This window comes from Nocardia sp. NPDC056100 (assembly GCF_042266325.1).
In the GTDB taxonomy this organism is placed as follows: domain Bacteria; phylum Actinomycetota; class Actinomycetes; order Mycobacteriales; family Mycobacteriaceae; genus Nocardia.
In genome coordinates this window covers 376,138-391,240 of record NZ_JBHJVY010000004.1, presented here as the reverse complement: position 1 = coordinate 391,240, position 15,103 = coordinate 376,138, and the positions used below count along the sequence as shown (strand labels likewise).

At 68.9% G+C, this 15,103-nt stretch carries 1 protein-coding gene (cut by both window edges); it reads right to left on the bottom strand.

This entire window lies inside a single protein-coding gene on the bottom strand: locus ACFC0O_RS32185, encoding a non-ribosomal peptide synthase/polyketide synthase. The 44,397-nt coding sequence extends 15,219 nt beyond the window's left edge and 14,075 nt beyond its right edge, so the window shows coding positions 14,076–29,178 — codons 4,692 (partial) to 9,726 (complete); reading right to left, the first codon wholly in view occupies nucleotides 15,100–15,102. Both codon boundaries (start and stop) fall beyond the window edges.

The window sequence follows — 15,103 nt, the reverse complement described above, 5'->3', positions numbered from 1 at the left end:
CTCCAGGTCGTCCAGGAGTTCGATATCGCCGACCAGGGTGGTCGGCTCCAGCACGATGGTGGTCAGCGTGCGCAGTAGGCGATCCGCGAACGCCGACACCGTGGCGGCGTCGAAAATATCGGTGGCGTAGGCGAATTCACCGGTCATACCGGCGGTCGCGCCGTCCGCGCCGACCCGTTCGGTCAGGTTCAGGTGCAGATCGAACTTGGCGGTCACCACGTCCAGGGGCACGCCGGCCACTTCCAGACCCGGCAGCGTGAAGGTGGCTTCACCGGTGTTCTGGAACGACAGCATGACCTGGAACAGCGGATGCCGGGCCTGCGAGCGCGCCGGGTTGAGGATCTCCACCAGGCGTTCGAACGGCAGATCGGCATGACCGAACGCCGACAGATCGGTGTCCTTGGTGCGGGCCAGCAGCTCGGTGAACTTCTCGCCACCGTCCACCGCCGTGCGCAGCACCAGGGTGTTGACGAACATGCCGATGGCATCGTCGACGGCCGCTTCACCACGACCGGCGACCGCGGTGCCGATGGCGATGTCATCGCCGCCGGACAGGCGCGCCAGCAGGGCCGCGAACGCCGCGTGCACCACCATGAACAGCGACGCGCCGTGTTCGCGGGCGAGGTTGTTCAGGCTGTTCAGCAGCGCGGTGTCGATGGCGAACTCGTGCACGCCACCGCGGTTCGAGGCCACGGCCGGGCGCGGGCGATCCGAGGGCAGATCGATCTGATCGGGCAGGCCCGCCAGTTCGGTGGACCAGTACGAGACCTGCTGGGCGATCAGCGATTCGGCATCGGACTCGTCGCCGAGCGTCTCACGCTGCCACAGCGCGAAGTCCGCGTACTGCACCGGCAGCGGTTCCCACTGCGGGGCAACACCATTGGCGCGCGAGGCGTACGCGAGCATCACATCGCGGGCCAGCGGTCGCACCGACCAGCCGTCACCGGAAATGTGGTGCACCACGAAAACCAGCACGTGCGTAGGCGTTTCGGCATCGGTCACCCGGAACAGACCCGCGCGCACGGGCGGGGCCACGGTCACGTCGAACCCGGTGAGCACCAGCTCCGCGACGCGATCGCGCAGCTGCGCCTCGGTCACGTCGACCGCCTCGGCGGCCACGCTGACCTGATCGGCGGGCAGGATGACCTGCACGCCACGGCCTTCGGCGTTCTCGGGGTAGACCGTGCGCAGCACCTCGTGGCGCTCGAGCACATCGCCGACGGCCAGGCGCAACGCGTCCGCGTCGAGATCGCCGGTGAGGCGGACCGCGAGCGGAATATTGTTCACGGCCGAGGCGGTGTCGAAGCGGTTCAGGAACCACATGCGCTGCTGTGCGAGGGACAGCGGAATCTCTTCGGGCCGTTCCTGCGCCACCAGCTCGCGGCGGCGGCCGGTACCGGACTGCGCCTCGACGCGGGCGGCCAGGGTGGCGACCGTCGGGGCGTCGAACAGGGTGCGCACCGGCACGCGGGTATCGAGCGCCGCGCCCAGTCGCGCGACCACCTGGGTCGCGATGAGCGAGTTACCGCCCAGCTCGAAGAAGTCGTCATCGGCGCCGACCGGGTTCTCCAGTCCGAGCACCTCGGCGAACACGCTCGCCACGATCTCCTCGGCGGGCGTTGCGGGAGCACGGAATTCGCGAGCCGCGAACTCCGGCTCGGGCAGCGCCCGGCGATCCAGCTTGCCATTGGCATTGAGCGGGAACTCGGCAACGGCCACGAACGCGGCCGGAACCATGTACGACGGCAACTGCGCCGTGAGGTGCTCGCGCAGAGCGTCCACATCCACCGCACCGGCGGGCAGCGCCACGGTGCCGGGAGCAGCCGATACGGCGGTGTCACCGGCGGCCGGAGCACCGGGGTTCCCCGGCGTCGCGGCGGCAGCGTCGGAATCGGTGAGTTGCGCGGTGGCACCGGCGGCGGCCGACGCCGAGCCGGACGGGACCACGTAGGCGACCAGTTGGTCACCGGTGCGGGCGTCCGAGCGCAGCACCACGACCGCCTGGGAGACGGCGTTGTGCGCGGTGAGGGCGGCCTCGATCTCGCCGAGTTCGATGCGCAGACCGCGCAGCTTCACCTGGAAGTCGGTGCGGCCCAGGTATTCCAGTTCGCCGGCGGCGGTCCAGGTGACCAGGTCACCGGTGCGGTACATGCGCTTGGACGCGCCGAAGGCCGCGAACGGGTTGGCGACGAAGCGGTCGGCGGTCAGATCCGGGCGCGCGACGTAGCCGCGAGCCAGCTGATCACCGGCGAGGTAGAGCTCACCCGCCATACCCGGCGCGACCGGGTTCAGGCGCGCGTCGAGCACATAGACCTGGGTGTTGAACACCGGGCGGCCGATCGGCACCGTCTCGGTATCGACGTCCACCACGTGGTGGTAGGTGACGTCGACGGCGGCTTCGGTCGGGCCGTACAGGTTGTGCAGCTCCGCACCGGTCAGCGCCCGCAACTGCTGCGCGGTGGTGGCGGGCAGCGCCTCACCGGAGGCGAAGACCAGGCGCAACGGCAGCGATCCACCACTGGCCCCGAGCTCCGCGGTGAACACCGCGAGCATCGAAGGCACGAAGTGCGCGGTGGTAATCCCTTCGGCGGCAATGACTTCCGCCAGGTAGGCCGGATCGCGATGACCATCGGGCCTGGCCACGACCAAGCGCGCGCCGACCTGCAGCGGCCAGAAGAACTCCCACACCGACACATCGAAGGTGGCGGGGGTCTTCTGCAACACCACGTCTTCGGCGGTCAAGCCGTATTCGGCCTGCATCCACACCAGGCGGTTCACGATCGCCGCGTGGCTGACCGCGACACCCTTGGGGCGACCGGTCGAACCCGAGGTGAAGATGACGTACGCGGTATTCGAAGGACGCAGCGGCGCAACACGATCCGCATCACCCAGCGGCGCGTCCGAGTAGCCCGAGAGGTCGAGCGTGTCCACCGCGAGCACCGGAACGCTCGCATGAGTGAACCCATCGCGTTCGGTGGTCAGCACGCAGACCGGCCGCGCCGTCTCGAGCACGTAGTCGATGCGGTCCGCAGGCTGATCGGGATCCAGCGGCACGTACGCGCCACCGGCCTCCAGCACCGCGTACATGGCCACGACCAGATCGAGCGAGCGGCGGATACCCAGCGCCACCAGGCTGTCCGGGCCGACTCCGGCCTCGATCAGCTTGCGCGCCAGCTGATGTACGCGCCCGGCGAACTCGCCGTAGGACAGACCTGTGCCCTCGAAGCCGAGCGCAGCGGCGTCGGGCGTGCGCGCGGCCTGCGCCTCGAACAGCGCGACCAGCGTGTTCGCGGCGTCACCGGTCTCGGGCAGCTGCCACAGGTCGTGCCGGGACGCACCCGGGACTTCCAGTGCGGCCCAGTCGATATCGTCGCGCTCGACCGCATCGGTCTGCTCGGCGACGACCTCGTCGACGGAGTAGTAGGTGCGGTTCCAATCCAGCACGACCCGCGACCGCTCACCACCGGCGAGCAGATCGATATCGCCGACCGGTGTTTCCGGCTGTGCCGCAATGGCTTCCAGCAAACGGTTGAACCGCGCCGCGAAGCGTTCCATCGTGGCCGCGTCGAACAGGTCGGTGGCGTAGATGAGTTCGGCGGTGATGCCGGACGGGGTGCCGCCGAAACCGTTGCCGGACACATTGTGCGCGGCGGTGGCCTCGGTGAGGACCAGTTGCAGATCGAACTTGGCGGTGTCCAGCGGCAGATCCACACCGCTCACGGTCAGACCCGGGAGCTCCAGTTCGGCCGGTCCCATGTTCTGGAACGAGAGCATGACCTGGAACAGCGGGTGCCGGGCCTGCGAACGGGCCGGGTTGAGGATTTCCACCAGCCGCTCGAACGGCAGATCGGCATGACCGAACGCCTGGATATCGGTGGCGCGCACTGATTCCAGCAGCTGGGTGAAGCCCGCGCCGGCATCGATCGGGGTCCGCAACACCAGGGTGTTGACGAACATGCCGATCAGATCGTCGAGGGCGCGTTCACCACGGCCCGCGACGGGCGTGCCGATGGCGATGTCCTCTTCACCGGACAGGCGGGACAGCAGCACCGCGAGCGCGGTGTGCGCCACCATGAACAGCGTGGCCCCGCGCTGACGCGCCAATTCGACCAACTTGGCATGGGTTTCGCCGTCGATGGCGAAGGTGTGCGTCGCGCCCTTGCCGGTGGCGACCGCGGGACGCGGCCGGTCGGCGGGCAGGTCGAGCTGATCCGGCAGTCCGCGCAGCGCCCGGCCCCAGTACGAGATCTGCCGTGCGATAACCGATTCCGCGTCGGCCTCGTCGCCGAGCACCTCGCGCTGCCACAGCGCGTAGTCCGCGTACTGGACTTCCAGTGGCTGCCAGGCGGGTTCGCCACCCTCGACGCGAGCGCCGTAGGCGGTCATGACATCCCGGGTGAGCGGGCCCATGGAGAAACCGTCGGCGGAGATGTGGTGCACCACCAGTGCGAGCACGTGTTCGGTGGGGCTCACTTCGAACAGGCGGGCGCGGAACGGCACATCGACGGTGACGTCGAAGCCGGTGCTCAGGAATTCCGAAAGCGCCTGCGGCAGTCCGGCTTCGGTGGCGTCGACGGGCGTCAGGTCCGGGATGACCTGGCCGGTGGGCACGATCTCCTGGTACGCGGTGCCGTCGATCTCGGGGTAGCGGGTGCGCAGCGATTCATGCCGCGCCAGCACATCGGCGACGGCGATCTGCAGCGCCTGCCGGTCGACCAGACCCGAGAGGCGCACGGCGGCGGGGATATTGTCCACCGCCGATTCGGGATCGAACCGGTTCAGGAACCACATGCGCTGCTGTGCCAGCGACAACGGCAGGCGTTCGGGGCGTTCCCGCGCGATCAGGGCCTGACGCGCGTTCGTCCCGGCATGCGATTCGGCGCGCGATGCCAGCGCGGCGACGCTGGACGCCTCGAAGATCTCCCGCACACCCAAATGGGTGTCGAGCGCGGCGGACAGGCGCGCCGCCACCTGGGTGGCGATGAGCGAGTTACCGCCGAGGGCGAAGAAGTCATCGTCCAGGCCGACCCGTTCCAGGCCCAGGACCTCGGCGAACACGCCCGACACGATCTGCTCGATCGGGGTGGTCGGGGCGCGGAACACCGCGGCCTCGAAGACCGGTGCGGGCAGCGCGCGGCGGTCCAGCTTGCCGGAGGCGTTGAGCGGGAACTCGTCCAGGACCATGAGCACCGACGGCACCATGTACGCGGGCAGGCGTTCGGCCAGTTCGGCGCGCACGCCCTCGATGTCCACGGTGCGGTTCGGCGCGGCGATGACATAGGCGACCAGCTGATCACCGGTGTGCTGATCCCCGCGCACCACGACCACCGACTGGGCGACCGAACCCAGTGCGGTGAGCGCGGATTCGATCTCACCGAGTTCGATGCGCAGACCGCGCAGCTTCACCTGGAAGTCGGTGCGGCCGATGTACTCGATCTCGCCGTCGGCGTTCCACACCACGAGGTCGCCGGTGCGGTACATGCGCTCGGAAGAGCCGAACGGGTTGGCCACGAACCGATCCGAGGTCAGATCGGGACGCGCCACATAGGCGGTGGCGAGCTGATCGCCCGCCAGGTACAGCTCACCCGCGACACCCACCGGAACCGGGCGCAGGCGCGAATCCAGTACGTAGACCTGGGTATTGAAGACCGGGCGGCCGATCGGCACCGAGTCCACGTCCACGGCCGTCACATGGTGGTACGTGACGTCGACGGCGGCTTCGGTCGGGCCGTACAGGTTGTGCAGTTCCGCACCGGTGATCTCGCGCAGCTTGTGCGAGGGCTTGGGCGAGAGCGCTTCACCGGAGGCGAAGACCATGCGCAGGCTGGTGCAGCGCACCGCCGCTTCCTCGGCCACGAACACCGCCAGCATGGACGGCACGAAGTGGGTGACCGTGACGCCTTCGCCCGCGATGAGTTCGGCGAGGTAGGCCGGGTCGCGATGGCCGTCCGGCTTGGCGATGGCCAGGCGCGCGCCGATCTGCAAGGGCCAGAAGAACTCCCACACCGAAACGTCGAAGGTGGCCGGGGTCTTCTGCAGCACCACGTCATCGGCGGTGAGCCCGTATTCGGACTGCATCCACACCAGGCGGTTCACGATCGCCGCGTGCGGCACCGCCACACCCTTCGGGCGACCGGTGGAACCGGAGGTGAAGATGACGTACGCGGTATTCGAAGCCCGCAGCGGCACAACGCGATCCGCGTCGGTGAGCGGGGCGGCCGAGTAGCTGGACAGATCCAGCAGATCGATCCGCACCTGCGCGGTCTGCACCGGCAGATCCTCACCGGAGGTCAGCACGGTCACCGGATCGGCGGTGGCCAGGATGTATTCGGTGCGCTCGGCCGGATGATCCGGATCCAGCGGCACGTACGCGGCTCCGGCCACGGTGACGGCGTACATGCCGACCACCAGGTCGACCGAGCGCCGCATACCCAGCGCCACAAACGATTCCGCGCCGACGCCGCGCTCGATGAGCCAGCGCGAGAGGCGGTGCACCCGCTCGGCGAACTCGCCGTAGGACAGACTTGTGCCCTCGAAGCTGAGCGCGATCGCATCGGGCGTCCGCTCCGCCTGCGCCTCGAACAGCGCGACCAGCGTCTTCGCGGCGTCGGGCTCCGCCCCCGTCATTCCGGCATGCTTGTGGCCGGGATCCACACGATCGGTGTCCGCCAGCCCGTAGGTCACGGCCAGGGCGGTGTCGACGTCGTATCCGGTCTCGTTCCACTCGGTGGTGACGAGCGCCAGCTCATCGGCATCGAGCAGTTCGATATCGCCCACTGCCGCTTCGGGTTCGGTGGTGATCGCGGTGAGCACCCGAATCAGGCGATCCGCGATGCGGTGAACGGTGTCCTCGTCGAACAGATCGCGCAGGTAACCCGCGCGAACGCGCAGGCGGGTGTCGAGCTGGGCAATGAGGGTCAGCGGGTAGTGCGTGGCATCGGCGGCGTCCAGGCCGGTGACGGCCATACCGTCGATATCCGCGGCCTGCGACCGAATGCCTTCGGCGTCAACGGGATAGGACTCGAACACCACCAGGGTGTCGAAGAGCCCGCCGATGCGCGCGGCCGACTGGATATCGGCCAGGCCGATGTAGTGGTGATCGAGCAGATCGGCCTGCTCGCCCTGGGTGCGGTTGAGCAGCGCCCGCGCCGATTCGGCCGGATCGAACGCGACCCGCACCGGCACGGTGTTGATGAACAGGCCCACCATGGATTCCACACCGGACAGCTGCGCCGGGCGACCCGACACGGTGGTGCCGAACAGCACGTCCTCGCGGCCGGTGAGGCGGCCGAGCAGAATGCCCCACGCCACCTGGAGCACCGTATTCGGCGTGACGCCGATATCGGCGGCCAGCGCGGTCAGGCGCGCGGTCGCGGCCTCGTCTAGATCGAAGAAGTACTCACCGGACAGCGCGGTGATCTCACGGCCCGCGTCCGGGCGGGTCAGCAGCGTCGGCTCGGACACCCCGCGCAGCGCCTGCTTCCAGGCATCGAGCGAAGCCGAACGGTCCTGCTGCGCAACCCATTCCAGGAAGTACCGGTAGGACCGCACCGGCGGCAGCACGCTCACATCGGAATGCGTGGCGTACAGCACCAGCAGATCCTGCATGAGCAGCGGCATGGACCAGCCGTCGAGCAGGATGTGATGGTTGGCCACGGCCAGCTGCCACTCATCGGCGGCGGTCCGCACCAGCGTGTAGCGAATCAGCGGCGGCGCGGTGAGGTCGAACCGGGTCATGCGATCGGCGTCGATGACCTGTTCCACGGCGGCGCGGCGAGCGTCCGCATCGGCGATATCGCTGAAATCGTGCGCGGCCCAGGCCACGTGCACGCCGTCCAGCACCACCTGTACCGGAACGCCATTGGCGTCGGAAACGTATGCGGTGCGCAGGATTTCGTGCCGATCCAGCAGCGCCTGGGCGGCCGCGCGCAGGCGGTCGCCGTCGACGCGACCGGTGAGGGTGAGCACCGCCTGCGCGGTGTACACATCCACCGAGGTGGCGGCGAGCTGGGCGTGGAAGAGCAGACCGGCCTGCAGCGCGGACAGCGGCCACACCTGGTCGATCGCGCCGAAACGCTGTTCCCAGCCGTCGATATCGCGCTGGGTGATATTCACCAGACCGAAGTCGGACGGGGTGTGCCCACCGGCCTGCGCCGATTCCGCGTGGTGCGCGACGGCATCCAGCGCGGAGATCCACAGTGCGCCGAATTCGGCGACGGCGGCCGCGTCGAGCAGGGTGCTCGGGTAGCCGATATTCGCGGTCAGCTTGTCCCCGACCACGATCGCGTTGATATCGATCGGGGCCATGGCGGGCATATCGGCGTCGTACGCGCCGCCCAGATTGCCGAGCTCGGGAGCCGGAATCCAGCCGAAGCCGCGCAGCGCCTCGGGCACATCACCCTCGTTGACGCGGCCCAGGTAGTTGAAGCTGACCTGGCCGGGCAGCTGTTTGGGCAGCTGATCGGCGGTGGCCTGGTTCAGGTAGCGCAGCAGGCCGTAGCCGATGCCCTTGTCCGGCACCGCGAGCAGCTGCTCCTTGACCGCCTTGATGGCGCGGCCCATGGCGTCGCCGCCGGTGAGGGCGGCGTCCACATCGATCCCGGAGAGATCGAAGCGCACCGGGAAGATCGCGGTGAACCAGCCGACCGTGCGGGACAGATCCGCGCCGGGCACGACCTCTTCTTCGCGGCCGTGGCCTTCGAGCCGAACGAGCGCTGTGTTCTGCGCCCCGGCCTTCTCCCCCGCCGCAATCCCCTTGTCCGAGCGCCACTTCGCCACGGTCAGCGCCAGCGCGGTCAGCAGACCGTCATTGACGCCGCCGTGGAACAGCGCGGGCACGGTGGTGAGCAGCGATTTGGTGGTCTCGGCGGAAACCTCGACCTTGTGCTTCTCGACGACGGCGGTGACATCCACCGCCGGATCCATGGCGCGCTCGGTGAGCAGCGGATCCGGTCCGTCGACGACGCCGCGCCAGAAGTCGAGTTCGGCGAGCCGCTCCTCGGTGGCGGCCTCGCGCTCGAGGGCGTGCGCCCAGGTACGCATGCTGGTCGCGGGGGCGACCAGTTCCGGGGTCTGCCCGGCGGAGATCTGTCCCCAGGCGGCGACGAAGTCCGGCACCAGGATGCGCCAGGTGACACCGTCCACCACCAGGTGGTGCGCGGCCACGATGAGGCGACCGGCGCGGGACTGATCGGTACCGGATTCACGGCCCGCCGTGGCCGGTGCCAACCAGACGAAGCGCACGACGACGCCCGCGGTCGGATCCAGCTTGTCCAGCGTGGCATCCAGTGCGGCCGAGGCGATTTCGAGGAACTCCTCCGCGCCGACGCTCGGATCGAATTCGGTGCGATCGATGAGCGAATCCACATCGATCGCGCCCGCCGCGGCGGTCTCCACGATCCAGTCCGCACCCGGCACCCGCCGCAGGCGCGCCCGCAGCATGTCGTGCCGGTCGATGACCGCGCCGACCGTGGCGGCGATACCGGCCCGGTCGATGCCGATCGGGAGTTCCAGCGCCATGGTCTGGTTGAAGCGCCCGAACTCGCCCGGTCGCTCCACCATGAACCGCACCACCGGGGTGAGCGGCATGACACCGACACCGCCGCCGGGCAGTTCCAGCAGCTGCGGAGCCGAATCGCCCTGGCCGTCGGCGGTTTCCGCGATGGCGGCCAGACCGGAGACGGTGCGCTGTTCGAAAACGTCACGCGGACTGAAGATCACACCGCGCGCCTTGGCCCGCGACACCAGCTGAATGGAGACGATGGAATCGCCGCCGAGGGCGAAGAACGAATCGTCGATGCCGACCCGCTCCAGGCCCAGCACCTCGGCGAACACCTCGGAAATGGTGTGCTCGAGGGTGTTTCGCGCGGCGCGGAACACCACCTCGGTGGCGAACACCGGTTCGGGCAGCGCCTTGCGGTCCAGCTTGCCGACCGGGGTCAGCGGCACCCGATCGATGATCATGACCGAGGACGGCACCATGTACGCGGGCAGGCGCTGTTCGACATGCGCGGTGACCGCGGCGATATCGACCGAATGACCCGGCGCGGCAACCACATACGACACCAGCGAGGTCGCACCGGCGGCGTTCTTATGGCCGATGGTGACCGCGAAGTCCACGCTCTCGTGCGAGGCCAGCGCGGCGTCGATCTCACCGAGCTCGATGCGGAAACCGCGCACCTTGACCTGGAAGTCCGAGCGGCCGACGTATTCGACCTCGCCCGTGCGGGTCCAGCGGACCACGTCACCGGTGCGGTACATGCGCTCGCCGTCCACGTACGGGTTCGCGACGAAGCGATCCGCGCTCAGGCCCGGACGCGCGTGGTAGCCGCGCGCCAGCTGAATGCCGGACAGATAGAGCTCACCCGCGACACCGACCGGGACGGGGCGCAGCCGGTTGTCCAGGATCAGCGACTGCATACCCCGGGTCGGGCCGCCGATGGTGACCAGATCGCCCGCGACCAGCGGATCGCTGATATTGGTCATGATGGTGGTCTCGGTCGGACCGTAACCATTGTGGAAGGCGCGAATCGTGCCGTCCGCCAACGGAATAGCCCACTTTGCGACCAGATCGGCCGGGACCGCCTCACCACCGGCGGACAGTACGCGCAGCGTATCCAGTCCGGCCGGATCGAAGGTGGCCAGCGCGGCCGGGGTGATGAACGCGTGCGTGACGCCCTCGGAGCGAATCAGCTCCGACAGCTCGTCACCGCCGTAGACGCCCGGCGGCACCACCACGAGCGCACCACCCGCGCCGATGGCGAGCAGGAACTCCAGCATGGAGGCGTCGAACGATGGCGAGGCGAAATGCAGTGCGCGCGAAGCGGAATCGAGGCCGTAGCGCTCGACCTGCTCGACACTGAAGTTGGCCAGACCGGCATGCGAGACCACGACGCCCTTGGGGACGCCGGTGGAGCCGGAGGTGTAGATGACGTACGCCGGATGCTCCGGGCGCAGCGGGCGCACCCGCTCGGCATCGCCAATGGCCTTGGCGGAGAAGGCGTTCAGGTCCAGTTCGTCCAGAACCAGCCACTCCACCGATTCCGGGAGATCGGCGTGCACCGCGGCGACGGTCAGGCCGACCGGGGAACCCGAATCGGTGACCATATGCGCGATGCGGTCGGCCGGATAGTTCGGGTCGACCGGAACGAACGCCGCACCGGTCTTGGTGACCGCCCATTCCGCGAAGTACGAATCATCCGAACGCGGCACCGCGATGGCGACCAGGTTCTCGGTGCCGATACCGCGCTCGATGAGCAGGCGCGCCAGGCGATTCGAGCGCTCGTCGAGTTCGGCGTAGGACAGACCTCGCCCCTGGAAGCGGACGGCCACGGCCTGCGGATCCCGCGCCACGGCCTCGGCCAGCAGCTCGGGCAGGGTGCGGCCCGCGATGGCGGGAGCGCCGAAACGCGCGACCAGATCGGCGCGCTCGGATTGATCGAGGATATCGATCGCCCCGACCGTGACCTCCGGATCGGCGGCGACGGCTTCCAGCACCCGCAGCCAGCGCTGCGCGAACCCGGCGGCGGTATCCGCGTCGAACAGATCCGTGGCATAGGTCAGCGCGAGCGCCATACCGGCGTCCTGCTCGGACAGCGTGAACTGCAGATCGAACCGCGAGATGTTCTCGTCGAGATCCAGCGCCGCGACGGTCAGCCCCGGCAGTTCCAGGGTGGCGCGATCCAGATTCTGGAATGCCAGCATGACCTGGAACAGCGGGTTCCGGGCCTGCGATCGCTCCGGTGCGAGCAGTTCCACCAGGCGCTCGAACGGCACATCGGCATTGCCGAAGGCGTCGAGGTCGGTATGCCGGGCGCGATCGAGCAGATCCGAGAACGATTCCGCCGGATCGATTCCGGTGCGCAGCACCAGGGTGTTGACGAACATGCCGACCAGATCGTCCAGCGCGGCCTCACCACGACCGGCGACCGGGGTGCCGACGGCGATGTCATCGCCACCCGACAGCCGGGCCAGCAGCACCGCGAGCGCGCTGTGCATGACCATGAACAGCGACGAACCGCGCTTGCGCGCAATGTCTTCCAGCGCGCCAATGAGTTCGGGGCTCAGGCTGCGCTGCAAGGTCGCACCGCGATGGGTGGCCACGGCCGGGCGCGGGCGATCGATCGGCAGCGCCAGCTCATCCGGCACACCGTCGAGGGTCCGCTGCCAGTAGCCCACCTGGCGGGCCATCAGCGAGGACGAATCCTCTTCGCTACCGAGGACTTCGCGCTGCCAGACGGCGAAGTCCGCGTACTGCACGGCCAGCGGGGCCCAGCCCGGCACCGCACCCTGGGTGCGCGCCGAGTATGCCACCATGACATCGCGGGTCAGGGGGGCCATCGAGAAACCGTCACCCGCGATGTGGTGCACCACGACCACGAGCACATGTTCGGACGCGTCCTCGGTGCCGACCCGGAACAGCCGGGCGCGCAGCGGAACCTGGTCCGCCACATTGAATCCGAGGGTGGCGAAGGCGGTCACCGTCTCGGTGAGCTCACCCGCCGCGACCGTGACCGGGCGCAGATCGAGGGCGATCTGCTCGGCCGGGACGACCACCTGCATCGGCGTGCCGCCGTGCTCGGGATAGCGAGTGCGCAGCGACTCGTGCCTGCGCACGACATCGGCGACCGCGAGTTCCAGTGCGGCGGTGTCGAGTTCACCGGTGAGGCGAATCGCCAGCGGCAGGTTGTAGGCCGCCGAGGAGGTGTCGTACTGGTTCAGGAACCACATGCGCTGCTGCGCGAACGACAGCGGCGCGAGCTCACCCGGCACGCGCGGGCGGGCCACTAGCTTGGCGCGCGACGCGCCGTCGGCATGCGATTCGATGCGGGCCGCGAGGGCCTCCACCGTGCTCGCTTCGAACAGCGTGCGCACCGCGACCGTGGTGTCCAGGGCCGCGCCGATGCGCGAGACCACCCGGGTGGCGATGAGCGAATTGCCGCCCAGATCGAAGAAGTCGTCATCCAGACCGACTCGCGGCAGGTCGAGCACCTCGGCGAAGACGGCGGCGACCGTCTCCTGGATCGGGGTCTCGGACGCGCGGAAGGCGCGCGCCTGCACCGCGGGGGCGGGCAGCGCACGGCGGTCGAGTTTGCCGTTGACGGTCAACGGGATTCGATCCATGGCCACCATGGCGGCCGGGACCATGTACGACGGCAGGCGTTCGCCCGCGCCGTCGCGGATCTTGAGCAGGCGGATATCGGTCGGCTCGACACCGGCCTCGGGCACCACGTAGGCGACGATGCGCTGATCGCCCGGGGCGTCCTCGCGCACGATGACCGCGGCCTGGGCGACGCCCGGCTGGGCCAGCACGGCCGCTTCGATCTCACCGAGCTCGATGCGGAAACCGCGCACCTTGACCTGATCATCGGCGCGGCCGAGGTATTCGAGCTCACCGAAGCGGTTCCAGCGCGCGACGTCACCCGAGCGGTACAGGCGACTGCCGTGCGCGCCGAACGGGCTGGCCACGAAACGAGCCGAGGTCAGGTCGGGGCGACCCAGGTAGCCGCGCGCCAATTGCGCACCGGCGACATACATTTCGCCCGCCACACCCACCGGGACCGGGTGCAGGCGCTCATCGAGCACATACACGCGCAGACCCGCGATGGCGCGACCCACCACGCTGCCGGTGGCGGCGGCGATGGTGTCGGCGTCCAGGACCCGATGCGAAACGTGCACCGTGGTCTCGGTGATGCCGTACATGTTCACCAGGTACGGCGACGAATCACCGTGGCGCGCAACCCAATCGCTCAGGCGGCGCAGCTCCAGGGCCTCACCGCCGAAGACCACGTAGCGCAGCGCGAGCGACTGTTCGTCACCCGCCGCGGCGGCGATGCGCTCGGCCTCGGCCAGCTGATAGAACGCCGACGGGGTCTGGTTGAGCACCGTAACCCGTTCGCGGCGCAGCAATTCCAGGAACTGCTCCGGCGAGCGCGAGACGTAGTAGTCGACCACCACGAGCTTGCCGCCGTAGAGCAGCGGTCCCCAGAGTTCCCACACCGAGAAGTCGAACGCGTAGGAGTGGAACAGCGTCCACACGTCATCGGCGGTGAATCCGAACTCGCGATCGGTATTGGCCATGAGCCGCACCACATTCCGGTGCGCCACGGCCACGCCCTTGGGGCGGCCGGTGGAACCGGAGGTGTAGATGACGTACGCGACGTGATCGGGCCGCAGCGCGGCGGTGCGATCGGCATCGGTGATCGGCGAATCGTCGGCATCCACCACATCGCCCGCTTCGACGGTGTACCCGTCCAGCGATACGGTCGGCAGTCCGGCGGGCAGTTCCACCGTCACGGTCGAATCCACGACCACGCTGGTCGGCTTCGCATCGGACAGCACGTACGCGATGCGATCGGCCGGGTAGGTCGGATCGACCGGCACATAACCCGCACCGGTCTTGATGACCGCGAGCAGCGCGACGACCAGATCCAGCGAACGCGGCAGCAGCACCGCGACCAGCGACTCCGGACCCGCGCCGTCCTCGATCAGCCTGCGCGCCACCACATTCGAGCGCCGATCCAGATCGTGATAGGTCAGCTCGTCCTCGCCGAACCGCACCGCGATCCGCTCCGGATGCGCCGCGACGGCCCGATCGAACAGGCTCGACAGCGTGGCGTCCGCGTCCACGAACGGGCTGGACAGCGCCGCCACCGGATCGGTGAACAGTTCACCGACGGCACCGAGCACGCCGCCCGGCGTGAGCACCTCGGCCAGTTCCTCGGCCGAGATATCGGCGTTGCCGGTGTGCGCGATCGCGACGCCGTTCGTGCCTGCGGTGTGCGCCGCGCCGTTCGTCTCGACGGCGATCTCGTTGGCGCGCACGGCGGCACGGGCGACCGCGGCCAGTTCCACGATGTCGTCACCGGCGGAGACCCAGCGCTCGGACACCTCGTGGCGTTCGACGCCGCCGAGCAGATCGATATCGCCCAGCAACACCGAGGGATCCTCGGTGACCGCGCGCAGGATACGGACCAGGCGCTCGGCGAACGAGGCCACGGTCTCGGGATCGAACAGATCGGTGGCGTAGTTCCAGGACAGGCTCAGCGAATCGTCGGCGCGTTCGCCAACGGTCAGCTGAATATCGAATTTGGCCGTGCCGGGA